General features: G+C 71.8%; 28 protein-coding genes and 1 pseudogene. 23 read left to right on the top strand and 6 right to left on the bottom strand.

Annotation, left to right across the window (positions count from 1 at the left end):
• Positions 1-135: 135 nt before the first annotated feature.
• Positions 136-378: a hypothetical protein gene (locus ABTY04_RS31690; RefSeq protein WP_352216870.1), complete on the bottom strand. Its 243-nt coding sequence runs from the start codon at positions 376-378 to the stop codon at positions 136-138.
• Here ABTY04_RS31690 and ABTY04_RS31685 point away from each other — a divergent pair.
• The 11 genes from ABTY04_RS31685 (at position 368) to ABTY04_RS31635 (ending at position 6,513) form a co-directional block, all read left to right on the top strand.
• Positions 368-625 carry a TetR/AcrR family transcriptional regulator C-terminal domain-containing protein gene (locus ABTY04_RS31685; RefSeq protein ID WP_352216869.1) on the top strand — a complete coding sequence of 86 codons (258 nt, stop codon included), beginning with the start codon at positions 368-370 and terminating at the stop codon, positions 623-625. The genes ABTY04_RS31690 and ABTY04_RS31685 overlap by 11 nt on opposite strands.
• A complete protein-coding gene (locus tag ABTY04_RS31680) occupies positions 622-918 on the top strand; it encodes a TetR/AcrR family transcriptional regulator C-terminal domain-containing protein (protein ID WP_352216868.1) in 297 nt (98 codons plus the stop codon). The genes ABTY04_RS31685 and ABTY04_RS31680 overlap by 4 nt, the downstream gene beginning before the upstream one ends.
• Positions 911-1,246 (top strand): DUF6204 family protein, encoded by a 336-nt coding sequence (locus tag ABTY04_RS31675; protein ID WP_352216867.1) that lies wholly within the window; start codon positions 911-913, stop codon positions 1,244-1,246. Before ABTY04_RS31680 ends, ABTY04_RS31675 begins: the two co-directional genes overlap by 8 nt.
• 267 nt (positions 1,247-1,513) lie before the next feature.
• The gene (locus tag ABTY04_RS31670) at positions 1,514-1,912 is read left to right on the top strand and encodes a WXG100 family type VII secretion target (protein ID WP_352216866.1); all 399 of its coding nucleotides are present in this window, start codon (positions 1,514-1,516) and stop codon (positions 1,910-1,912) included.
• 19 nt (positions 1,913-1,931) lie between these two features.
• The gene (locus tag ABTY04_RS31665) at positions 1,932-2,237 is read left to right on the top strand and encodes a WXG100 family type VII secretion target (RefSeq protein WP_352216865.1); all 306 of its coding nucleotides are present in this window, start codon (positions 1,932-1,934) and stop codon (positions 2,235-2,237) included.
• Positions 2,237-4,003, top strand: coding sequence for an RNase A-like domain-containing protein (locus ABTY04_RS31660; RefSeq protein WP_352216864.1), 1,767 nt, complete (start codon positions 2,237-2,239; stop codon positions 4,001-4,003). Before ABTY04_RS31665 ends, ABTY04_RS31660 begins: the two co-directional genes overlap by 1 nt.
• Positions 4,004-4,030: 27 nt before the next feature.
• Positions 4,031-4,591 carry a hypothetical protein gene (locus ABTY04_RS31655; RefSeq protein ID WP_352216863.1) on the top strand — a complete coding sequence of 187 codons (561 nt, stop codon included), beginning with the start codon at positions 4,031-4,033 and terminating at the stop codon, positions 4,589-4,591.
• A 12-nt stretch (positions 4,592-4,603) separates the two neighbouring features.
• The gene (locus ABTY04_RS31650) at positions 4,604-4,903 is read left to right on the top strand and encodes an RNase A-like domain-containing protein (protein ID WP_352216862.1); all 300 of its coding nucleotides are present in this window, start codon (positions 4,604-4,606) and stop codon (positions 4,901-4,903) included.
• 13 nt (positions 4,904-4,916) lie between these two features.
• Positions 4,917-5,570 (top strand): contact-dependent growth inhibition system immunity protein, encoded by a 654-nt coding sequence (locus ABTY04_RS31645; RefSeq protein WP_352216861.1) that lies wholly within the window; start codon positions 4,917-4,919, stop codon positions 5,568-5,570.
• Between the two features lie 137 nt (positions 5,571-5,707).
• The gene (locus tag ABTY04_RS31640) at positions 5,708-5,914 is read left to right on the top strand and encodes a hypothetical protein (protein ID WP_352216860.1); all 207 of its coding nucleotides are present in this window, start codon (positions 5,708-5,710) and stop codon (positions 5,912-5,914) included.
• A gap of 269 nt (positions 5,915-6,183) precedes the next feature.
• Positions 6,184-6,513 carry a peptidase inhibitor family I36 protein gene (locus tag ABTY04_RS31635; protein ID WP_352216859.1) on the top strand — a complete coding sequence of 110 codons (330 nt, stop codon included), beginning with the start codon at positions 6,184-6,186 and terminating at the stop codon, positions 6,511-6,513.
• A gap of 139 nt (positions 6,514-6,652) precedes the next feature.
• Here ABTY04_RS31635 and ABTY04_RS31630 read toward each other — a convergent pair whose 3' ends face one another.
• The 3 genes from ABTY04_RS31630 to ABTY04_RS31620 all read right to left on the bottom strand — a co-directional run bounded on the left by ABTY04_RS31630 (position 6,653) and on the right by ABTY04_RS31620 (position 10,485).
• On the bottom strand, positions 6,653-7,597 hold the full coding sequence (locus tag ABTY04_RS31630; protein WP_352216858.1) for a hypothetical protein: 945 nt from the start codon (positions 7,595-7,597) through the stop codon (positions 6,653-6,655).
• 36 nt (positions 7,598-7,633) lie between these two features.
• Positions 7,634-9,148, bottom strand: a complete 1,515-nt coding sequence (locus ABTY04_RS31625; protein ID WP_352216857.1) for an APC family permease — start codon at positions 9,146-9,148, stop codon at positions 7,634-7,636.
• A gap of 440 nt (positions 9,149-9,588) precedes the next feature.
• Positions 9,589-10,485 (bottom strand): sigma-70 family RNA polymerase sigma factor, encoded by an 897-nt coding sequence (locus ABTY04_RS31620; RefSeq protein WP_352216856.1) that lies wholly within the window; start codon positions 10,483-10,485, stop codon positions 9,589-9,591.
• Positions 10,486-10,721: 236 nt separating this feature from the next.
• Between ABTY04_RS31620 and ABTY04_RS31615 the strand changes: the two genes are divergently transcribed.
• Positions 10,722-12,074 (top strand): aspartate aminotransferase family protein, encoded by a 1,353-nt coding sequence (locus tag ABTY04_RS31615; RefSeq protein ID WP_502996755.1) that lies wholly within the window; start codon positions 10,722-10,724, stop codon positions 12,072-12,074.
• Positions 12,075-12,343: 269 nt separating this feature from the next.
• Positions 12,344-13,261: a factor-independent urate hydroxylase gene (gene pucL / locus ABTY04_RS31610; RefSeq protein ID WP_352216854.1), complete on the top strand. Its 918-nt coding sequence runs from the start codon at positions 12,344-12,346 to the stop codon at positions 13,259-13,261.
• A 109-nt stretch (positions 13,262-13,370) separates the two neighbouring features.
• Here the strand turns inward: pucL and ABTY04_RS31605 are convergent, their stop codons facing one another.
• A complete protein-coding gene (locus ABTY04_RS31605; protein ID WP_352216853.1) occupies positions 13,371-13,793 on the bottom strand; it encodes a histidine phosphatase family protein in 423 nt (140 codons plus the stop codon).
• Between the two features lie 222 nt (positions 13,794-14,015).
• Here ABTY04_RS31605 and ABTY04_RS31600 point away from each other — a divergent pair, with 222 nt between their 5' ends.
• The 7 genes from ABTY04_RS31600 (at position 14,016) to ABTY04_RS31570 (ending at position 17,509) form a co-directional block, all read left to right on the top strand.
• A complete protein-coding gene (locus ABTY04_RS31600) occupies positions 14,016-14,228 on the top strand; it encodes a CbtB domain-containing protein (RefSeq protein WP_327284483.1) in 213 nt (70 codons plus the stop codon).
• 30 nt (positions 14,229-14,258) lie between these two features.
• A complete protein-coding gene (locus ABTY04_RS31595) occupies positions 14,259-15,014 on the top strand; it encodes a CbtA family protein (protein ID WP_352216852.1) in 756 nt (251 codons plus the stop codon).
• 20 nt (positions 15,015-15,034) lie between these two features.
• Positions 15,035-15,280, top strand: a complete 246-nt coding sequence (locus tag ABTY04_RS31590; protein WP_352216851.1) for a hypothetical protein — start codon at positions 15,035-15,037, stop codon at positions 15,278-15,280.
• A 3-nt stretch (positions 15,281-15,283) separates the two neighbouring features.
• The gene (locus tag ABTY04_RS31585) at positions 15,284-15,937 is read left to right on the top strand and encodes a hypothetical protein (protein ID WP_352216850.1); all 654 of its coding nucleotides are present in this window, start codon (positions 15,284-15,286) and stop codon (positions 15,935-15,937) included.
• A gap of 242 nt (positions 15,938-16,179) precedes the next feature.
• Positions 16,180-16,758, top strand: a complete 579-nt coding sequence (locus ABTY04_RS31580) for a class F sortase (RefSeq protein WP_352216849.1) — start codon at positions 16,180-16,182, stop codon at positions 16,756-16,758.
• 119 nt (positions 16,759-16,877) lie between these two features.
• Positions 16,878-17,270 carry a hypothetical protein gene (locus ABTY04_RS31575; protein WP_352216848.1) on the top strand — a complete coding sequence of 131 codons (393 nt, stop codon included), beginning with the start codon at positions 16,878-16,880 and terminating at the stop codon, positions 17,268-17,270.
• A gap of 56 nt (positions 17,271-17,326) precedes the next feature.
• Positions 17,327-17,509, top strand: coding sequence for a hypothetical protein (locus tag ABTY04_RS31570; RefSeq protein ID WP_352216847.1), 183 nt, complete (start codon positions 17,327-17,329; stop codon positions 17,507-17,509).
• A gap of 62 nt (positions 17,510-17,571) precedes the next feature.
• On the opposite strand, the gene ABTY04_RS31565 is transcribed toward ABTY04_RS31570, so the two are convergent.
• Positions 17,572-17,976, bottom strand: coding sequence for a hypothetical protein (locus ABTY04_RS31565; RefSeq protein WP_352216846.1), 405 nt, complete (start codon positions 17,974-17,976; stop codon positions 17,572-17,574).
• Positions 17,977-18,277: 301 nt separating this feature from the next.
• Between ABTY04_RS31565 and ABTY04_RS31560 the strand changes: the two genes are divergently transcribed.
• From ABTY04_RS31560 to ABTY04_RS31550, 3 genes and pseudogenes are all read left to right on the top strand, one after another.
• On the top strand, positions 18,278-19,105 hold the full coding sequence (locus ABTY04_RS31560) for a hypothetical protein (RefSeq protein ID WP_352216845.1): 828 nt from the start codon (positions 18,278-18,280) through the stop codon (positions 19,103-19,105).
• A 109-nt stretch (positions 19,106-19,214) separates the two neighbouring features.
• A complete protein-coding gene (locus tag ABTY04_RS31555) occupies positions 19,215-21,212 on the top strand; it encodes an FUSC family protein (RefSeq protein WP_352216844.1) in 1,998 nt (665 codons plus the stop codon).
• Between the two features lie 552 nt (positions 21,213-21,764).
• A pseudogene (locus ABTY04_RS31550) lies at positions 21,765-22,310 on the top strand (hypothetical protein); the annotation flags it as partial.

The following is a 22,310-nucleotide window of genomic DNA, read 5'->3' as shown; positions in this document are numbered from 1 at the left end:
CGGGGAGCAGGAGCCGTACGGAATGAAGACCAGGTCGACGTCGGTCCATCACCGGTTGCCCTGCTCCGCCGGGCCGCCGAGAAGCCGTAGGCGGTCCCGGCGGCGCCACCGCGGAGCCAGTGGGAGTCCCCCTTCCTACCGCTGCGCCGCTTCCGGCTGCGGGGCCGGTCGGCCGTCGGCGGGCGACGGGGCGACGCCTCGTTGTGGGCGGAGGAGTAGCGCGACGAGGAGTGCTGCGGCTGCCAGGGCAGCGCTGCCGCAGCGCAGCGCCAGGTGCAGGGCGTCGATGAAGGCAGCGTTGACGGCGTCGCGGACGGGGGCGGGGAGGGCGGCGGTGGGGGTGAAGGCGGCCTCGCTGTACTGGCACGTGCGCAACAAGGAGGAGCTGCTCGACCTGCTCACCGACGAGCTCATGGCCGACGCGGAGGCGCCGCCCCGGGAGGGCGACTGGCGAGAACAGCTGCGCGAGTACTGCGTGCGCTACCGCCGGCACCTGCTCGGCAAGCGCGACGCCGCCAAGGTCGTCGCGGGCCGGCTCACCCCGGGCCCGCACCTGCTGCGCCTGATGGAGGACCAGCTCGGCCGCCTGAGGGAGGCCGGCTTCTCCGACGCCGACGCCGCGTGATCAATTACCTGCTCGGCGCGTTCGTCCAGGGCTTCGTGCTCCAGGAGCAGGGGCCCCTCTCGGCGTCCGAGGCCATGGGTGCCGGCCGCCGAGAGGTCGCCACGGCCGCGGGGGAGCAGCTGCGCCGCCTGCCGCAGGAGACCTTCCCCAACCTGGTCGCACTCGCCGACGACCTGACCGACCCGTCCATGGAGGCCCGCTTCTCGTTCGCCCTCGAACGCCTCCTGGACGGACTGTCCACCCTGCTGGAGCAGGGCTCCGGTGTACGAAATGAAGGGACATCCCATGAGTGAGCGCACCTACCGGGTCATCGTCCGCGGCGTGTTCGCCGACCTCGACGACACCCGGCGCACCGAACTCCTTGCGTCCGCTGACGAACACGACATCCTCAAGGCCGCGTTCACCGACGACGGCACCCTCATCTACGACCGAGAGCTGCGCACCTTCTCCTTCCGCTGCGTGGTCCGGCAGGCGGCCGACCGCGAGGACGAGGCTGCGGGGGGCACGGCCCGCGACCGGGCGGCCGCGGCTCTCGCCGAACGCGGCATCGGACACGGCGCGCTGCGTACCCAGGTCACCAGCGTGGACGACATGAAGATCCGCCGGCCCCGCCGAGGCTGATCGCCGGCGCAGTCCGCGCAGGCGGTGTCCTTGAGGGTGGCGCCGGACTGGGTGGAGAGGGTGTGCCCTCCTCAATCCGCCACCCCAGCACTCCATATGGAGCGGGTTCGGTTCCCGTACCCGTTCTTGCGAGAAGGCCCAGGTCAGCGAACTGGGCCTTCTTCGTCGTCCCGGCTCCCACCTCTGATCGACAGGACACCACCCAGTACTGTGAACGCCCGTACGCAGAAATACTCGTACGAACGGCGCGATGGGCGGGGGCTCAGCATGCAGAACGCCGATCTGAACGTCTCCGAGGACGGCCTCACCAGGCTGGCGAACGACCTTGACGAGATGCAGGGCTATCTGGAACGGCAGGTCCGCCGGATGGACGAGGTCGTCGACAAGATCGCCGCGGGCTGGCAGGGACCCACTGCCACCGCGTACCGCTCCCTGCACCGCGGCGTCGCCGAGGACGCCGTGCGCATCCGCCAGGTGGTGATCGTCCTTGAGGCGGCCACGCGCGCCTCGCGCGACGGCTTCACCGAGCAGGAGCTCGAGATCCTGGCCGGGTTCCGGCGGACGCAGGAGAGCGAGGACGTGTCCGCCGCCGCCCGCGCCCTCACCGTGCCCGACCCGGCGCCCGCGCCGGACGCCGGTCCGAAGAGCCGACTTCTGGACATCTGAACCACGGGGGATCAGCACCATGCCGGACGAAGAGCGGATCACCGTCAACTTCGCGACGCTGCAACACCTTTCGGGAGACTTGGAGGAGATCCTCCGCGTCCTCAACGAGAAGCTGGACACGCTGTACGGGCGGGCCACCAAAGCCGTCCTGAGCTGGGACGGCGAGGCCCGTGAGGCCTTCATCGACGAGCTGGACAAGTGGAGCCGCTCCGCCGACGACCTCAAGGCCGCCCAGGCCTGGCTCCACGAGGTCGTGGTCAAGGGGCACCTCAACTACGCCGCGGCCAACAGGTCCGTGCTCCAGGGCTGGGGAGGCGGCGCCTGATGGCCGGTCCCTCTCCCGCGCCCTCACCGGGCGGCAGCGGCACCATCGACGTCAAGCCGACCGACCTCTGGTCGGTCTCCGGACGGGTCGCCGCGCAGCAGGACTTCCTCGTACGCGGTGCCAACAAGCTCTTGGAGGAGCTGGGCAAACACCCAGACGCCGGAGGCGCCGGCACCGAGGCCGAGAAGTTCGCCCAGGCGTACAAGAAGATCGGCGACCGCTGGCTGGAGGTCTGGGGCCGTTCCGTGCTCAGCGTCGGCGGCGTCGCCGTCGGGTTCACCGAGACGGCCAACGCCTACACCAAGGCGGACGCGGCGGCCCATCCCCAGCCGGGGAAGACGGCCGAACAGCGGGCGCGGCCCGCGGTCATCGACTCGGACCCGAAGTTCGGCGCGGTACCCGACATCAAGTGGGGCGACGACGACGGCGGCGACGATTTCCTGCGCGGCCTGATGGAAGGCATCCCCGAGATCGTCCGGGACGTCCTCCAGCCGCTGTGCAAGCACGTGTTCCGGATCGGGAGGGTGGCGGACGTCTACCCCTTCCCGCAGCAGCACTACCTCGACTCCCTGTGCCACAGCTGGATGAACATCTCCGTCACGGGCACGATGGTGGCGGACCAGCTCACCCAGGCCGTCGGCACCATCACCAACCACCAGCAGGCCGACTGGGAAGCCGCCATGCGGACCTTCTGCAGCGCCCTGTGGGGCGCGACGGCCTGGGGACAGCAGCGCGAGGGCTACCAGTGGGCGCAGACCGCCGGCTCCGGCCCGGGCACGCCCCGCCTCCCCACGGGCAGCGAGCCGGTCCTGGCCGTGCTCAAGGACTCTGCCGACAACATCGCGACCATCCTGCACGAGTACGCGGAAGCCGCCGTCGATCTGAACCGCGACGTCGCGAAAGAGCTGCACCGCGCCATGTGGAAGGCCGCCAAGGAGATCCTCGAGGACCTGGAAAAGCCCAAGGACCCCAAGAGCATCATCAGCACCGTGACGAACGTCGTCGGCAAGGGTGTGGGCCTGCTCCTGTCGTTCGACGTCAAGACCGTGCTGAACATCGACACGGCCAAGCTGAACGGGATCGTCGACAAGTACACCGGCATCCTGGGAGGTCTGACCACCCGCATGGAGGCGCTGAAGGGCCCGCTGGACGAGGCGTACCGCAGCGCCCCCAAGTTCGAGGCCGGTGTCGCCCGTGCCCACGGCTTCGGCGCCCGGGCCCTGGAGGAGTTCAAGGACTCGCAGGTCTGGCTGAAGGTCGACGCGAACGGCAACTACGAACTGAACCTCGGCGCCAACGAGTACATGGCGGACGGCCATACGCTGGACAAGCACGTCGGCAAGACGGACGAGCAGCTGGCGCAGCGCCTGCGCGACCAGCAGTCGAACGGCCCGACGCAGGCATGGCCGTACGGCAAGCCGATGCCGAGCGGCTCCTCCGCCTTCCCGAACTACCAGCGGGCCGAGGACCTGACCGAGTACAACCTCAACAACAACAAGGCCGCCATCGAGGCGTGGATCAAGGGGCCGCCGCCGGCGGCCGACGGCGACGTCAAGTCGTTCTACGCGACGGCACCCAACGGCGAGACCAGCGGCCGCAGCGTGAGCAAGCAGCCGGTGGACCCGAACGACCCGCTGTCCGGGTACAAGCAGGGCGGGCTCGATGCCAAGGCGTACGACGTGAACGGCATCGACACGCGCATCAAGTACGACAGCAGCCGCAACCCGCCCTTCACCGTCATGACGTCGATGCCCTCGAAGTCCTAGCGGCCCGCCGAGAAAGGCCAGCACCACATGTCCGTCGACCAGACGTCCTGGGAAGCCGCGGTACGCCACCTCTACGAGGACGCGTACCCGTACGACGCCACGGGCCCGCGCCTCCACGAGGACTGGGTCCTCGACGTCCTCGCCCTGATGGCCCGGGTCCCGGACCCGCGGGGCTGGGCCGGTCTCGACGACGCGGCGCAGGCGCCGGAGCGCGAGGGGTTCCCCACGTACCCCTTCGCCGTCCACCCACCGGAGTACGTCGCGGAGCGTCTCCAGGAGATCGACCGGGACAGCGCCGAGAACCTGCTCCTGGCCCTCACGGACGACAAGTGCACCCTCTCCAACCTGGAGCGCTTCACGGATGGCGAGGAGGAACTGCGGGCCATGGCACGCACGATCCTCGCACGCTACGGGGACGGGGCCGGCTATCACACCAACGTCACAAGGCCGGGCCACGCGCGCGGCACGCTCGACTTCACGTCGTCCGGCTGGGCGTACAGCCCGCTGAGCGTCTACTCGGAGGACTACGGCCTGATCGTCGTCTCGGACACCGAAGTGGGCATGTTCTGGAACTTCTCCGACTACTGAGAGGATGCCCCCGTGCTGACCCGTTCCGCCTCCTATCCCGACCGGGAGACCGCCCAGTGGGCCACCCAGCAGGTGGTGACCGCCAACGAGCAGGCCATCCACCGCTGGCTCGCCCAGAACACCCGGGCCCGCCTCACCGTCGAAGCCGCCTGGCCCTCGCGAGAGGAGCCCGTGGGCAGGGTCCAGCTGGAAGGCGACCTGCTGGCCGGGCTCGGGCCCGTCGACGTCCGGGCGGCGCGCGTGGTGCTGCGCCGCGAGCCGTCGAGCCCGCACGGCTTCGTCGTCCACACGACCATCCCGTTCTACCTGTAGGGGCCGCACGCACATGTCCATGAAGCCCCTCGAACACGACCGCAGGTACGGCGAGTTGGACCAGGTCATGCGCGCGTACCTGGGGCAGCCCGCCGACGACACCCCGGAACGGCGCAGCCGCGCACTCGACGCGTACCTCCGCCACACCTGGCACACCCGCCCCTCGGCCATCGCGGAGGCGGAGCGCCAGCTGCGCGAGTACAGCCGCAACCCTCCGGGCCGGATCCGGCAGGGCCTGGGCGAGTTCTACGCGATCCCGGACACCGGGATGCCCCAGTCGGAGATCGGCGACTGGCTGATGGTGCTGGCCGACCACCTGAAGAGGAGCATCGAGGAGGGCGACGTGCCGGAGCCGTCGTCCCCGCAGACGCACTGGGAGTGGCACGCGCGCTTCCCGGAGACCGCGCAACTGCTCGCCGGCTGGTTCTCGCAGGACATCGTCGACGAGTTCCCCCATCACGACGCCGCCGTCGCCGACTACGCCGCCACCACCCACCCCCAATTGGTCGCACGCCTCGTGGGCGAACTCCACGAGTTGCTCGCCCTCCCCTTGGACGAGGGGGACTACGCCCTGGCAGCCGCCGAACTCGGCATGGAGGTCGGCCCTCCGGAGCCGTTCTCCCACGGCGCCTGGTTCCAGTCGCTGGCGATGACGCTGTCCGGCTGAATCCGGCCTTCGCGGCCGGCCCGGCCGCTCCTTCTGGTGTGCCCCGCCTCGCAGTCGCCGTCATGCGGACCTTCGCTGCGCGTGGCAGCGTGATCCGAGAGGAATCCGTACCCCCACGCATCAAGAGGAGCGCTGTCATGGACGGTACGCAGGACAAGCGTCAGGAGCCGGGCAAGGGCCGGGGCCGCGAGGCTCAAGAACACCATCGCCCCGGAGACCCCGCGCAGCCCCGACCGGGCAGGCAGTCCCGTGAGAAGGGACAGAAGCCCGGGCAGAAGGAGACCTCGCGCCGCCGCGAGGACGACCTGCTGCGTGAAGAGGACCTGCACGACGAGGGGCTCTGACCAGCGGACCGCACGCCCGGATCCCGGTTGCCCCTTCGTCGCCCCGCCGGAGTACATCGCGCCGCGGCTCCGGCCGGGCGCGGGCCCGTCGACGGCCGCGCGGCGCGCGTGGTGCCGCGCCGCGAAGGGCAGGGTCATTGGGCCGCATGAGTGGTCATGTGCACGGCTGAAACGATCAGGCATGTGCCAGAGGCCCAGGTCGGGCGATTGCGGTGGGACGTTGGGGGTGCCTCGCCGGAGCGGCCGGCGGGCAAGAGAGCGGAGTGGCCATGAGCAGCACCAGCGGACTGCCCCACGGCGTTGTCGAGATCACCCCCGAGGGAGCGCCGTGCCCGCCGAAGACCCTGGGCCTGTGGCGGCATTACAACTGCGGCGGCGAGGGGTACGGCATCGGGGCCGGTTATGACGTCGACCTCGCCATGCTGCCGCTCCACGACGGCGGCAGCATGTCCAGGAACGTGTCGTCCTGGGTCAACAACACGGACAGCGACGCGAAGCTGATCAGCAAGAGCGGTACGCGCATCCTGCGGGCCGGCGACAAGCTGGAGGAGCCCAGGGAGCACAACGACACGGTGGAGCGCGTCAGCTGGGAGCTCTGACGCGGCCGGCTGATCCGCGGCACGGGCGGGCGGGGCCGCCTGGCCGAGCGGGACGGGCGGGGCGGGCAGTTGTGACGGTGCCCGCCCCGCCCGCAGGCCACGATCGCCACGCACCCCACCGTGCCGCGCGAGGTGCGGCTCAGTGGGTGCGGGCGCGCCAGCGGGTGTACTCGTCTTCCGGGTCACCGGTGTACGACCACGGGACGCGGGTGGCCCGGCCGTCCAGGAGGTCGAAGACCGTGGCCGCCTCCGCGAGCATGTCGGCGTGGACCAGGCCGTGGGCCAGGTGGTTGAGGTCGGCCACGTCCTGGGCCTGCGGGGCCGTACGGAATCCGATCCAGCGCTCCATCGTCGTACGCAGGTCCCACAGTTCTGCGTCGCCGCTCCAGTGGTGCAGCAGGTCCAGGGTGTTCCTGCCCTCGCTCTCCGTCCGGTGACGGTACTGCTCCGCCCGGGCCACCTGCGGGAGGACCGCGAGGGAGGAGCCCAGCGGGGCGGCGGCCGCGCGGTCCCGCGCGAAGTTGTACGCCTGTCCGTGCGAGCCGTGCCAGCGGGCGGACATGTAGCGCAGCCCCTGGTGGTGCGCCTCCCGGTGGTGTGGATCGCGGGCACAGAGCTCCTGCCACCACCGGCTCATCGCCGGGTGCCCGCCCTCGTACAGCCGGGCCATGGTGACCAGCGAGACCCACGGGTGGGGGTCGTCCGGGGCGGCCTCGGAGGCGTGCAGGCAGATCCGGGCGCTCCAGTCGAGGCGGTCCCGGGCCGGCATCGTCCCGCGGCGGGCGATGGCGAACATCCGCATCACCTCGACGTCGGCGCGCAGCACGACCGCGTCGGGGCTGTCCGGTTCGGAGGCCTGCCAGGCCTCCACGACCCGGCGGTCCGCCGCGGCGTCGGCCAGGAGCCGGATCCGGTGGCTGCGCCGGTCCCAGTCGCGGGGGTCACCGTCCGCGAGGAGGTCGCGCAGGCCCTGCCACCGGCCGGCGGCGACGTCCTGGCAGGCTTCCGACAGGGCCTTGTCGCCGAACGCCGGATCGTACTGCGGTGCCGACGCCGAGCGGCGGCGTCTCCAGCCCATGGCCATGCGGACAGGACCTCCTCGGATCATCGGGCCGGCGGATCAGAAGTCGGTGAGAAGTTCCTCGGGCCGGCCGGAGCCGGACCGGCGGGAGGGGTCGAGGTCGGTGACCCCGTACGAAGCGTCCACGGCCCGGGCGCGTTCGGGGTCCAGCGGGACCGGCTCGTAGTACGACAGGCCGCGCCGCCGCGACCGCAGCATCGGTACGACGCCCAGCACGAGAGCGCCGAGCCCGATGCCGAGGGCGGGGGCGTTCAGCTCGGTCACCGACTGGATGAAGATCCACACCATGAACAGTCCGCCGCCCAGCGGCCACAGGCCGATGAGGAGCAGATTCCGCGCGGACGCGAACAGCTGCCTGCGGTGGACCAGGACGGCGGAGAACGCGGCGAGAGCGTAGTAGAAGCAGATCAGCAGCCCCACGCCGCTGACCGCGGCGGCGAGCAGCCGTGCCCCGGAGCCGGATCCGGCTCCGGAGCCGGTGTTGACCGCGATCGTGAAGGCGAGCGCGACGCCCGCGACGACCACGGTGGCGGTCCACGGCGTCTGGCGGCGGGGGTGGATACGGCCGAACGCCGGGTGGAGGGTGCGGTCGCGGCCCATGGCGAACAGGGTGCGGGTGGCCTGGATGAGCGTGGTCTCCAGCGTGGCCACGGTGGAGAGCAGCACCGCGAGGACGAGCAGCCGCCCGCCCCAGCCCGGCCAGATCGCGTCGCCGAGGACGGTGAGGAAGGACTCGGGGTTCTGCCGTACGACATCGGTGCCGACGAGGATGTTGACGGAGATGGTGAAGACGACGAAGAGGGCGAAGCACGTCACGACGCCGATCACTCCGCCGAATCCCGAGCTGCGGCGCCCGCTGCGGGTCTCCTCGCCCAGGTTGCCGGTCACGTCCCAGCCCCAGTAGGCGAAGACGGCGATCAACGCGCCGCTCACGAAGTGGTGTTGGCCGTCGAAGTGGCTGAAGCCGAACCAGGAGGGGGAGAAGTCCGCGACGTTGCCGTCCTTGGACAGCGCGGCGATCGCGAAGGCCAGGAGCAGGACGAGCTGCGTCCCGGTGATGACGGTCTGGGCGTGGGCGCTGATCCGGGCGCCGTACATCACCACGCCGGCCATGAGCAGGAACCAGGCCGCGCCGACGGCCGTGGCCAGGGCGGTGTGACCGGCCGCAGCCGCCCCGGACCCGAAGAGGGACAGCGTCGCAACACCGGCCGGGAGGGCGGTGGAGGCCATGAACACGGTGGCGGAGACGACGAGTGCCCAGCCGCTGAGGAAGCCGAGGGAGGGGTGCAGTGACCTGCCCACCCAGGCGTACGAGGCGCCGGCGTTCGGGTCGAGCCGGCCCAGGTGGCGGAAGGCGAGGGCGATGCCGAGGACGGGGAGGGCGCAGTACAGGAGTACGGCCGGTCCGGCGACGCCGACGGCGGCTATCAGTGCGGGGAAGGTGCCCGCGATGGTGTAGGCCGGGCCGCAGCCCGCCACGGCCATCACGACGGAGTCGAACGTGCCCAGCGCGTCGGCCTGCAGACTCCCTCCGGCGCCAGTGTGCTTGCTCACGATCACGTCTTTCCGGGGAGGGGTACCAGCGGGCCGACTGCGCGGGCGTTCGCCTGCGACGCCTGCCGCGCGCCATGTGTCGTGGCGGCCGGAGGCGGAAGCGGAGGGGAAAAGAGGGAAAGGCGGTGGGGATGACGGGGTTGAACAGCGTGGGGATACCGGGCGCGTCGGAATTCGGGCGGCTTCGCGGTGGCGTTCCCGGCCCTTGCCGAGCCGGCCCGGTTGCGGTTCGCACGACCGGGCGGCTGAACAGGAACCAGATCCTGCCCAAGCCGCCCAGGAAGCGCAAGAGTTCTGGAAAAGAAACTGACGATCAAGCCGGTTATTGATATTCGAATCAATGCAAGGTTTCCCGCTCCACCGAGGATTCTCTGGTGATCCTCAACAAGAGCGGAACGCTGCCGGCTTGGCGTCTGCGGGCGTCTGCGGACGTCTGCGCGTCAGTCCTCCAGAACGGATCCGAGGTCGATCCGGGCGAGGCGCTCGGGGTCCGTGAGGATGTCGAGCGCGACGATCTTCCCGTCCTTGACGGTGAACGCCATGACCGACATGGGCTTGCCTTCCGCCACGGCCAGCACTCCGGGGATGCCGTTGACGAAGACCGGGTGGGCGGCCGCGGCGAACCGGGCGAAGGTGATCGCATTCGATGCGACGTCCCGCGCACCCCGCCGGACCGCGCTGGGGCGCAGCGTTCCGCCGTCGGAGCGGGCCACGATGTCGGGGTCGAGGAGGTCGACGAGCGCGTCGAGGTCCCCGCCGCGCGAGGCGGCGAGGAAGGCGTCCACCACCTCCCGGGTGCGCACCAGGTCGGCGTCGGGGGCGGGCGCGGCGCTCTGCACCCGGCGGCGCGCGCGACTGGCGAGCTGCCGGGTGGAGGCGGCGGTACGGCCGAGGACCGGGGCGATCTCGTCGAACGGGACGGCGAAGAGGTCGTGCAGGACGAAGGCGAGCCGCTCGGCCGGAGCCAGGGTCTCCAGGACGACGAGCAGCGCGATGCCCACGGAATCGGCGACGAGCATCTCGTGCTCCGGATCGATGCCGGCGAGCCCGGTGACGACCGGGTCGGGCAGCCGGACGTACCCGTCCTGGTCGTGCAGGGGGTCCTCGCGCCGCGTGGTGCGCGAGCGCAGCATGTCCAGGCACACCCGGCCGACCACGGTGGTCAGCCAGCCGCCCAGGTTCTCCACCGCGGTGGCGTCGGAGCGGCTCAGCTTCAGCCACGCCTCCTGCACGGCGTCCTCGGACTCGCTGAGCGAGCCCAGCATCCGGTAGGCCACGGCCCGCAGATGGGGGCGGTGCTCCTCGAAGCGCCGGGCCAGGGTGTCCTTCTCGCTCACCTGTCACGTCCTCGCGTCGCGATCGTCAATGCACACAAGGACGTTAACCGGGACGATGCGCCAAGTGCGCGCGGATTCCGGCCGGGCCGGCCGGGCCCGCCGGGCCGCACCATGGCGCGCCCTGCCGGTGCTGCTCTCGCTCGAACCGGGCCGGGTGGTTCCCCGGAGCCGCTGATCGACGGGCCGGGGTCCCCACCCTCCCAGGAGTCCACATCATGGACAACTACGCTCAGGACATGAACGCAGAAGCCGCCGACGCGCTCGCCGCCGTCAAAGACGCCGACCGGAAACACGTCTTCCATTCCTGGTCTGCGCAGGAGCTCATCGACCCGCTCGCCGTGGCCGGGGCCGAGGGCTCGTACTTCTGGGACTACCAGGGCAACCACTACCTCGACTTCTCCAGCGCCCTCGTCTACACGAACATCGGCTACCAGCACCCCAAGGTGACGGCAGCCGTCCAGGAGCAGGCGGCCAAGCTCTGCACCGTCGCGCCCGGCTTCGCCGTCGACGTCCGCTCGGAGGCGGCCCGGCTGATCGCCGAGCGCACCCCGGGCGACCTCGACAAGATCTTCTTCACCAACGCGGGCGCCGAGGCCGTCGAGAACGCCGTACGGATGGCCCGGCTGCACACCGGCCGGCCCAAGGTGCTGTCCGCGTACCGCTCGTACCACGGGGCCACTTCCACCGCGATCAATCTGACCGGTGACGCCCGCCGCTTCGGCAACGACAGCGCGACCGCCGGCGTCGTGCACTTCTGGGGGCCCTTCGCCTACCGCTCGCCCTTCTACGCGGCCACCGAGGCCGAGGAGTGCGAGCGCGCCCTGCGCCACCTTGAGGACACCATCGTCTTCGAGGGTCCGCAGTCGATCGCCGCGATCATCCTGGAGACCGTCGGCGGCGCTCCCGGCGTGCTCGTGCACCCGGACGGCTACCTGGCGGGCGTCCGCGAGCTCTGCGACCGCTTCGGCATCGTCTTCGTCCTCGACGAGATCATGGTCGGCTTCGGCCGCACCGGGACGTGGTTCGCCTCCGAGCACTGGGGCGTCACCCCCGATCTCGTCTGCTTCGCCAAGGGCGTGACCAGCGGATACGTCCCGCTCGGCGGGGTCGCCATCTCGGCAGCCATCGCCGAGACCTTCGCGCGCCGGCCTTACCCGGGCGGGCTGACGTACTCCGGGCACGTGCTGGCCTGCGCCGCCGCCGTGGCGACGATCAACGTCATGGAGGAGGAGGGCATCGTCGAGCAGTCCGCCCGCACCGGCGCGGAGCTGCTGGGGCCGGGCCTGCGCGCGCTCGCCGAGAAGCACCCCTCGGTCGGGGAGGTCCGCGGTCTGGGCACGTTCTGGGCCCTGGAGCTCGTACGGGACCGGCAGACGCGCGAGCCGCTCGTCCCGTACAACGCCTCCGCGGCGGACAACGCGCCGATGGCCGAGTTCGGGGCCGCCTGCAAGAAGGGCGGGCTGTGGCCGCTGATCGCCGGCAACCGCATCCACGTCGCGCCGCCCTGCAACATCACCCCGGAGGACGTGGCCAAGGGCCTGGAGATCCTCGACGGGGCCCTGTCGGTCGCTGACGCGCACATGGCGTGAGTACAGGGCCGTGACCTGCGGGGCTGTGGGGTCGCCCAATCCGTGGGTGCCGGTATTCGGATGATCTGTACGGGGAACAACGCCCCTCGCGCATGTTGCAATCCGAAGCAGCACCTACGGACCGGGATGCACGTCAGTCCCGGGGCGGTCCCCCGGGACCGAACGGCGGGGAGCGGGACGTCCTGTGGTCGGGGACGGGCGCTGGACGCCGGGCGTACGGGATCCAGACCACCGGACTCCGTGTTCCCGAGGCACCGAAGGAAGACACCATGAGCAAGCACGTCCTGGCGCAGAACCAGTACGGCAAGGCCGAGAACCGCATCGTCAAGGTGACCCGCAAGGGGGCCGACGGCTCCTGGCACGAGATCCGCGACCTCAACGTCTCGGTCGCGCTCCGCGGCGAGTTCCGCGATGTCCACCTGACCGGCGACAACGCCAACTGCCTGCCGACCGACACCACGAAGAACACGGTGTACGCCTTCGGCAAGGAACACGGCATCGCCTCCCCCGAGGCCTTCGGCATCCTGCTCGCGAAGCACTTCGTCTCCTCCCAGGCGCCGATCCGCGAGGCGCAGATCCGGATCGAGGAGTATGCCTGGGAGCGGATCCCCGTCCCGACCCGCAAGGAGCAGCACTCCTTCGTCCGCAAGGGCCAGGAGGTGCGCACCGCGCAGATCACGTACAGCGAGACGACCGGCCTCCAGGTCATCTCGGGTCTGAAGGACCTGACCGTGATGAACTCGACGAACTCCGAGTTCCACGGCTACATCAAGGACGAGTACACGACGCTCAAGGAGGCGTACGACCGCATCCTGGCGACCAAGGTCACCGCGCGCTGGGCGCACTCGGCGCTGGCCGCCGACGACGCCTCGTCCGACTGGGACCAGTCGTACAAGAAGGTCCGCAAGAACATGCTGGAGGCCTTCGCCGAGACCTACTCGTACTCGCTCCAGCAGACGCTGAACCAGATGGCCGAGCGGGTGCTCGACCACTGCCCGCGGGTCAACGAGGTGCGCCTCAACCTCCCCAACAAGCACCACTTCCTCGTCGACTTGGAGCCCTTCGGCCTCAAGAACGACAACGAGGTGTACTTCGCGGCGGACCGGATGTACGGCCTGATCGAGGGCACCGTCCACCGCGACGGCGTACAGCCGGTGATCGCGACGAGCGACTGGATCGTCGCGTAACGGCTCGCCGCTGCTGCCCCTGCCGCCGGTGCCGCCTCGTGCACCGGTCCGGCCCGGACCGCGTCGCGGGGTCCGGGCCGCTGCGCTGCCCCGGGGGGCGCTGCGGCGGCTACTTCTCCACCGGCTGCCCGACCTGGAGGTTCCAGCGGCCGAGCCGCCCGGAGAGGGTGGTCACCGTGTCGGGCCGTACGTCGAGGCGCCAGAACGCGGCGGCCGGCAGCTCCAGCGCGTGCACCACGGCCGCCCGTACGACGGCCTGGTCGACCACGGCGCGGTGCGAGCCCGCGGCCAGCGCGGCCAGTGCGGCGCCGACACGGGCGATCAGCGCGGTGACGGACTCACCCCCGGGCGGTGCGTAGTCGGGGTCGGTCAGCCATCGCTGTACGGCGGCCGGGTCCTCCGCGAAAACCTCGTCCAGGGTCCGCCCGGCCCACTCCCCCGCGTCCGGGCCGCGCAGGCCCTCGTACCCCGGGCAGGACTCCCCGTGGCCGAAACGTGCCTGCCGCTCCGCGTCGCCGAACGGACGTCTCACGAACTGAACTCGTACCACGGCGCTCTTCATAAGGGGAGCGTAAACGCGGTACGGTCTTGGACGACAACAAAAAAAAGACGACGGTATGACGGAAGTACCGGTGAAAATCCGGCACGGTCGCGCCACTGTGAATCCTCCCGGAGGGGGAGGGAAAGTCAGACCCGCCACCGTCGTCGCGAGCACCACTGACCGGGACGCGTGTTCCCTCTGGAGGTTCTGACCATGGCTCACTCCGCCGTGCCCACGACGGCCCCTGCCGTCGCCCCGATTTCGCTCTCCGCGCTCGCCCCCTGGGCGCTGTTCGTCGGCGTCCTCATGCTGGTCCTGCTCTACCTCGTCGGCGCCGAGCAGGGCGCCACCGCGATCTTCCAGGGCGACACCGTCCACGAGTGGATGCACGACGGTCGCCACCTCCTCGGCTTCCCCTGCCACTGATCTCCACTCAGGCAAGGGAAGAACCAAGCAATGAACCCGATTTCACCCCGCATCCTGCTGGTGCGGGGCATGCTGGCCGGCCTGCTCGCAGGCGTGGCCGCCTTCCTCGTCGCGTACGTCCTCGGTGAATCCAAGGTCGACGCGGCGATCGCCATCGAAGAGGCGGCCGCCGCCGGCCACGACCACGGCGAGGAGTCGGCCCCGGTCAGCCGGGCCCTCCAGGCCACGGCCGGCCTCGGCACCGGCACCCTGCTGTACGGAATCGCGCTCGGCGGCATCGCCGCGCTCGTCTTCTGCTACGCCCTGGGCCGTATCGGTCGCTTCAGCCCGCGGGCCACGGCCCTGCTGGTGTCGGGCGGCCTGTTCGTCACCCTCAACCTGGTGCCCTTCCTCAAGTACCCCTCCAACCCGCCGGCCGTCGGAGACCCCGACACCGTCGTCCGGAGAACCACCCTCTTCATCCTGATGATCGCGCTGAGCGCGCTGCTGTCCGCGGGCGCGCTCATCCTGGGCCGGCGCCTGGCGCCCAGGCTCGGGAACTGGAACGCATCGGTCATCGCCTCGCTCGGCTTCGTGGCGGTGGTCGCCATCGCCTACGCGTCCCTGCCCGGCATCAACGAGGTCCCGGCGGACTTCCCGGCCGCACTGATCTGGCAGTTCCGCCTCACCACCCTGGCCGTCCAGGCCGCGATGTGGACGACTTTCGGCCTGGCCTTCGGTTTTCTTGCCGAACGGTCTATTGCCCCGGCCCCCGCACCCCAGGAGGCTGTACAGCCCGTGAGCTGACGATGAGGGGCCGGTAGTACATGCGGACGGCGATCTGGGAATGGCGCGGCTGGACGGGCGCCGTCCCGTTATGGCTCAACACCGTTCTGCTGCTCCTGGCCCCTTGCACCACCGTCACGCTGCTGGCCCAGGTCGGCATCATCACGGCCCTGGCCGCCCTCGGCGGCCTGGCCCGCCACCTCTGGTTCGGCGACTACGGCCACCCGGCCGTGCACCTCGCCGCCGCCCTCATGGGGGCGGCGGCGGTCGTGTTCGTGGTGGTATGAGCCATGAGCTTCACCGTGTACGCCCGGCGGGTGCGGGACCGGGCGCTGCCGCACGCCAACCGGCGCAGCGCACTGCGCAGCGCCGTCGTGCTGTTCGGACCCCCCGGGTTCGAGGCGACCTGGTCCTATCTCCGCACCGCCGGTGACCTGGACCGGGACGGGGACGCCCTGGTGCGGACGCTGGAGAAGCTCGAATCGAGCCGGAACGCGGGGATCGCCGAGCGTGCCGCCTTCGCCGAGCGGCGGCGCGAGGAGAAGCGGATCCTGCACCGGCAGCGCCCCTCGGCCGCCGACACGGCGTTCTTCCGGGGGCCGCGCTGGCCCGGCCCGGACGGGCATCGGGCGGCGGTCCACGAGATCGCCCGGCTCTGGCACGCCCACGCCGGGCTGCTTTCCGAACTCCCGGCCGGGACGCCCGGGACGGCGGAGGCCGTCGCCCTCGACCTCACGCTGTGCGGGCACGTCTCCTCGTACCTCGCGGGCGGCGGCCTGCTGGACCGCCACCGGCTGGACCTGCTCGCGGACGGCCTGCCGGAACTGCGCCGGTGGACGGCCCTGCTGTACGGGCACCACGCGGCCCACACCCACGTCCGGCGGCTGCTGAGGATGGCCGAGCTGACCCTCCATGACCCGGGCGAGCCGGCACGGCCGCGGTGACCGGCATGGCGTTGTACCCGCTCCACCGGTTCCACCCGTTCGGGCGGATCTCCCGCACCCCTCGGAACACCGCCTGTTCACCCGCCATCAACTGCGAAGACGTCCGGAACTCGGAGGCGACACGCCTGTGACGTGTCGTCAGTCTCCCGCGTTGTAACCGGCACCGGCGGGCAGGGAGGGGTTCCACTGCTCTCAGGAGACCCGGCAGCCGGAGCCGGGGGATCGGACCAGGAGGGAATTCCATGCCCCGCGCCAAGTGGGTGGCCGCAGTGCTGACAGTGGCTCTGCTGGGCGCCGGCATAGGGATGTTGCGGAGCACCGAGGGCGCACGGCCCTCGGCTGCCACCGCCGCCGACGCGCTGCCCTCCCGGGCGCTCGGCCTGTCCGGCCACCGCCGGCTCGTCGAGCAGCTGGAGCACGCCGGACACCACGCGCCGGGCAGGGGAACCCGCCCCACGCGGGCCGCCGCCCTGACACCCCTGCGGGCCGCGCGGCCGCTGCGGCTGCACATCCCGAGTCTGGGGGTCGACCTGCCCCTGGGCGGCGACGGGGACGAGGCCGCCTGGGACCACGCCAGCCCGCCCCCGGGGACGGCCGGCACCGCCGTGGTCACCGCCGCCGACCTGCGCCTCGCCGAGCTGCGGCGGGGACTGACCGTCGAGATCCCGCGCGCGGACGGCCGTACCGCCGTGTTCACCGTCGACCGGGTCTCGGCCGGCGAGGCCGGCGGTCGCGGCCGGCCCGGGCGCGCCCAACTGCGGCTGGTCAGCGGCGAGACCACGGTACTGGCCCGGTTGACCGGCCAGCGCCGCACCGGCTGACCCGCACACCGGCCCCCCTCGGCCTCCTGTCACCCGAGGGGGTGTCTCTTCGTCACCCGGACGGGGGCTTCTGCGGCCCGGCCGGGGAGCCGGCCGGAGTGTCGGGGCAGACCCCTCGCATGAGCGGGACACGGCACGCACGTACGGCACTGGCCAGGGCCCTGTCGGCGGCCTGTGTCGTGCTGCTGTGCATGTTCGCGACCGGTCCCGCCGTCACGGCGGCCGCGGCGGCGGCCACGGCGGCCACGGCGGCCACGGCGGCCCAGCACACCGGCTCCGGCGCACCGAGCGAGCCGGGCACCCCCGCCGAAGGGGATTCCGATCCGGCCGCGGATCCCGAAGTACGGGCCGCCGTACGACCGACCGTGCGCGGGCTGACAGGTGTACGGCAGCTGCCTCGGCCGGCGTTTCACGTGAAACACGCCGGCGAGGCGGAGCGCGCCAGCTCGGACGGAACGGCCGGGCCGATGCTGTCCGCGTGGACGGTTCGGAGTGTGGTCCTGCGCTGCTGAGAGGGCCGAGCAGCAGCGCGTACCCCCACACACCCGAACACCGTGAGGTTTCCGGCATGCCCATCGATCCGTACGCCGCCCTGAACGCCATGCTCCGCGCCGAGGTCACCCGCTACAGCCCGCCGGCTCCGAAGCCCGCGAGCCGTGGGACCGAAGACGAGGAAATCCCCGCCACCACGGCGTCCGCCGCCACGGCATCCACCCCGGCCGTCGGCTCCGAAGCCCCGTCCGGGGGCTGAGACCCGGACACGAGGAGGCGCCGGTTCCCGTGCGGGGACCGGCGCCTGCCTCGGTTTCCGGCTCAGGGCTCGCGCGTGTAGTAGCGGTAGAACGCCGCCAGTCCGATGCCGATGCCGGTGATGAAGCCGACCCAGCACGAGCGGAGGATCGAGTGGCCGGCCAGGCTGTACAGGTAGCCCACGGCGATCCCGCCGAACGCGCCGTACGCCGTGGCGTGCAATTCCCGCATCAGCCGCGGGCCGACGCGGGCGAGCGTGAACATGATGCCGGCGAAGACGGCGCCGCACAGGATCCCGTAGAAGACGTTGCCCGTGTCGACCCCGCCCGTGTCGCGCCTGATGAAGGCGGCCCAGACGCCGTAGACCAGCCCGAGGAGCAGCGCCCGCGTCAGCTGGCCCTTGATCGCATCGTCCGTACCGGCCGCCTGCCAGTGCCGCCCCGGGGCGGTGGGTGCCGCATGTGCCATGACAGGGCTCCTCTCTCCCATCATCCAGGGCACACCCGCCGCCCCCGACCGGCAAGTGGATCAGTGGATCAGTGGATCAGCGTCCTGCCCGGCGGGGACCGGCGCCAGGCCGGTTCGGCCCGGGTCACGGCATGCGCGGTCGTGCCACGCGCCCGGGCCGCGCAGCCGGGACGGCCGCCCCGGACCGACCCGGACCGACCCGGGCCAGGTTGACGCAGCTGTGCGGTACCCACCCGATGTCCACCACCCGCCCGCAGCAGCACCGCTCGCGCCCCGCATTCTCCCGGCTTTCCCTGGTGACGTGCGCACCTTCCTCTCGGCGGTACTCCTCGCGCTCGTGGTCGTCCTCGTGCCCGCGAGCGCCGTCGCGTACTGGGCCGACCGCGAACTGGGCGACGCCGACCGGTACACCGCAGCGATGTCCCCGCTGTCCGGCAATCCGGCCGTACAGGACGTGGTCGTCACCCAGGCGGGCCGCGCCCTCGCCGGACAGATCGACGCCGGCCCCTTCCAGGGCGGGGTCGACGCCCTGCTCGGCGAGGCCCTGCGCTCCTTCACCGGAACACCGGCCTACCGCACCGCCTGGGACGCGGCCAACCGCGCCGCGCACGCCGCGTTCCTCAAGGCGCTCACCACCGGCGACGGCGACGCCGTCACCATCGACCTGGCACCCGTCATCGAGCAGGTCAAAGGGGAACTCGTCGCCGACGGGGTCCCGTTCGCCGACCGCATCCCGGTGACCCACGTATCCGTGAAAGTCATGGAGTACGACGACCTCGGCGCGCTCCGGAAGGGTTTCCGCATGCTCCAGATCGCCGGCATCTGGCTCCCCGTACTCACCGTGGTACTGGCCGTGGCGGCGATCGCGGTCGCCGTCCGCCGGCGCCGCGCCGTGATCGCCACCGGGCTGGGCGTCGCCGTCGGCGCCGTACTGCTGTGGATCGCCGTGGCCGTCTGCCGCCGGCTCACCCTGGACGACCTCCCGGCCGACATCGACCGGGCGGCCGCCGCGGCCGTGTACGACGCGCTCACCGCGTTCCTGCGCACGACCGCCTGGGTGATCCTCGCGATCGGGCTCGCCGCCGCGCTCGCCGCCTGGGTGGCGGGCCGGGTGCGTCGCACCCCATAAGCTCGGAAGGTACCAACGCACGCAGAACGCCCCAGAAGAACCCAGAAGAAACGCAAGACTCCGGAACAGCACAGAAGAACCGATTCACGAGCGGCCGCACGGAAGCTGAATGAGCACCGAACGCACCGAACAAATACCGTCCGGGCGACCCCGGCACCATCCGCTGGCTCCGCCCGCCTGGCTGCTCAAGGGACTGCGGCCGAGCACCGCCCCGATCCCCTGGGCCGCCGCCGGGCGCGCCGGCATCGCGATGGCCACCCCGCTCGCCGTCGGCTTCGCCCTGAACGAGCCCGAGTACGGGGCCCTCGTCTCGATGGGCGCCCTGTCCGGCGTCATCGGCGACACCGCCGACGCCTACCGGATGCGGATCCTGAACATCGCCGTGCCCCAGCTCTTCGGCGCGGTCGGAGTCGCCCTCGGCGCCCTCGTCTTCGGCCACGGCTGGCTCGCCGTCGGCGCCCTCACCCTGATCGCCCTCGTCTCCGGGATGATCTCCTCGATCGGCACGGTCGCCTCCGTCTCCGGACTGCTGCTCCTCCTCGACGCCGTGGTCGGTGCCGGCCTGCCGCTGCCCCGGCCCTGGTGGACGGCGCCGCTGCTGCTCAGCGCGGGCGGGCTGTTCGTCCTCCTGCTGACCCTGCTGGGCTGGCCGCTGCGCGGACGGCAGCCGGAGCGCGTCGCCGTGGCGGCCACCTACCGGGCCCTCGCCGACGCCCTCGAAGCCGCAGGCGGACCGGACTACGACGAGCGCCGCCAACAGGTCACCCACGCACTGAACCAGGCCTACGACCTGGTCCTGGGCCGCCGCGCCCGGGTACACGGCCGCAATCCCTCGCTCGTGCGGATGCTGGCCCAGCTGAACGTGGTGATTCCGCTGGTCGAGGCAGCGCCCGCCATGCACCTGCGCGGCGGACCCCTGCCGCCCGAGATCCCGGCGGCCGTACGGGAACTGGCAGGGGCCGTCGAACAAGGTCGCACGGGCAAGCCCGTACTGGAGCTGCCCGCGCCGCACACCCCCGCCGAACGGGCCCTCGACTCCGCCCTGCGGCACGCGGCGGCCATCGTGTACCTGCCCGACCCGGACGTGCACAACATCGACGACCGGCTCGGCCGGCCCGCCGCGCTGACGGTCCGGGCCCGGCGGGCCGTGCACGACATGATGCTGTCCGGCGCCTCCTGGCGGTACGGGCTGCGCCTCGCCCTGTGCATCGGGCTGGCGCAGTCACTCGTCTCCCTGGTGCCGGTCGAGCGTTCGTACTGGGTCGCCCTGACCGTCACGTTCGTCCTCAAACCCGACTTCGGCTCGGTGTTCTCCCGGGCCGTGCTGCGCGCCCTGGGCACGGCGGCGGGGCTGGTCATCGCCGCCGCCGTGCTCTCCGAGGTGCCGCGCGGCTGGTGGGACGTGCCGGTGATGGTGGTGCTCGCCGCACTGATCCCCGCGTTCTCCGCCAAGGGGTACGCCTTCCAGACCGCCGCGATCACCCCGGTGATCCTGCTGCTCTCGGACCTCCTCAACCACCAGGGCTTCGACCTGATCCGGCCCCGGCTGCTGGACAGCCTGATCGGCTGCGCCATCACCCTGGTCTTCGGCTACCTGCTGTGGCCGGAGAGCTGGCGCACCCGGATCGGCGACCGGCTCGCCGACACCGTGGACGATGCGGCCCGGTACGTGGAGCGGGCCTTCGGCGGCCATCCGGAGACGGAGGCCGGACGGCAGGCCGCGCGGACCGCCCGGCTCCAGGCCCGGCGGCGGATCTACCGGGACCTGTCGAACGTACGGAGCGAGTTCCAGCGGGCGCTGACCGAGCCGCCGCCGACGGGGGCGCGGGCCGCGGCCTGGTGGCCGCTGGTCGTCGCCGTCGAGCGGATCGTGGACGCGACCACCGCCGCCCGGGTCCGCGTCAACCACGGCGCCGAAGCCCCCCGCAGCGAGGAGGTCGCGACCGTCATCACCGACCTGCGCGCCCTCGCCGAGGGGGTGCGCAACGCCCGGACACCGGCCCAGCTGCAGCCCGCGGCGCCGCGACTGGGGGACGAGGCCTCCGTCCTGGCCCCGGTGCGCCAGGAGCTCACCGCGGCCCGCGCGATCGCCTCCCCGGACCACTGACGACTGGAGCGGCACCGCACACAGGACGCGGACCGGGGCCGCGCAGCCCGTCGCCCGCGCGGCCCCGGTCCTCGCCGCCGTCCTCGCGGCGACGGCCGGGTGCGCCGATGCCGACCCCCGCGCGGTGCAGCGCCTCGCCCTGTGTACACAGGCTGTGGACAGCGGCCCGGACTGCCCCGTACGGCCCGCGGTCTTGCGCACGTGTCCTCCGCAGATGCACGGGAGCCGACCTCACATCGGTCGAATCCAGCCGCGACGGGAGGCGCGGGTTGCGCCGATGCGGCGGAGGAGGAATGAACGTCCGGTGAACCGGGCCCGTCGGCGCGGGAGTTCGGTGAGACGGTGTGTGTGCTGGACGGGCCGGGCGCCACGAAGGGCGCCCCTGCCGAAGATCCAGCCAAGGGGCCGATAACCTTACGTGTCCACTCTGGGCAGGAATCAACCGCGCAGCACGGACAAATGACGCACGCACTCATGCGAAAGGCCTGGCCCATGGGTATTCGGAGCTTGTTGCGCAAGGTGTTCGGACGGTCTGCCGAGCCGGTTCCGGAGATGGCGGATGCCACGTCGGTCTCCGTCCCGAGTCAGGCGGAACGGACCCCCCTGGACGTGGCGGCCGAACTGGTCGCGGCGTCCTTCGACAGTCCGACGGTTCCCCCGCAGTCCGCTCCGCGGGACCGGGAAGCAGGGACCCTTCTCACCGCCCCGGCCCCGGACCCGACGGTCCCGGAGGCCCGCCGCCCCATGCCTGCGGCAGCCCAGGCCGGGACCCCCGCGCCGGAGCCGGCCGCCGAGGCCGTTGCCGCCGAACCGGAGCCGGAGCCGGAGGCCGTTGCCGAGGCCGAGGCAGTCGCCGAGCCCGTGGTGGAGCCGGTCGACGCAGCCGAGGCCGCGGAGGAGGCCGTTGCCGAGGCAAAGGCCGACGTTCACGAGCCCGAGGCTGTCGCCGAAACCGCGGTGGAGCCGGTCGACGAGGTCGCCGTAGACCCCGAGGCCGAGACCGAGACCGCGGCCGTTGCTGAGGCCGAGCCGGAGCCGGAAGAAGCCGCCGCCGAGCCGGTGGCCGAGGCCGAGACCGCCGAGGCCGAGCCGGAAGTA

Origin of the sequence: Streptomyces sp. NPDC097981, assembly GCF_040302565.1 — a bacterium.
Taxonomy (GTDB): Bacteria; Actinomycetota; Actinomycetes; order Streptomycetales; family Streptomycetaceae; genus Streptomyces.
Note: the sequence above shows the minus strand (reverse complement) of the source record. Positions and strands in the feature narration are given on the sequence as shown.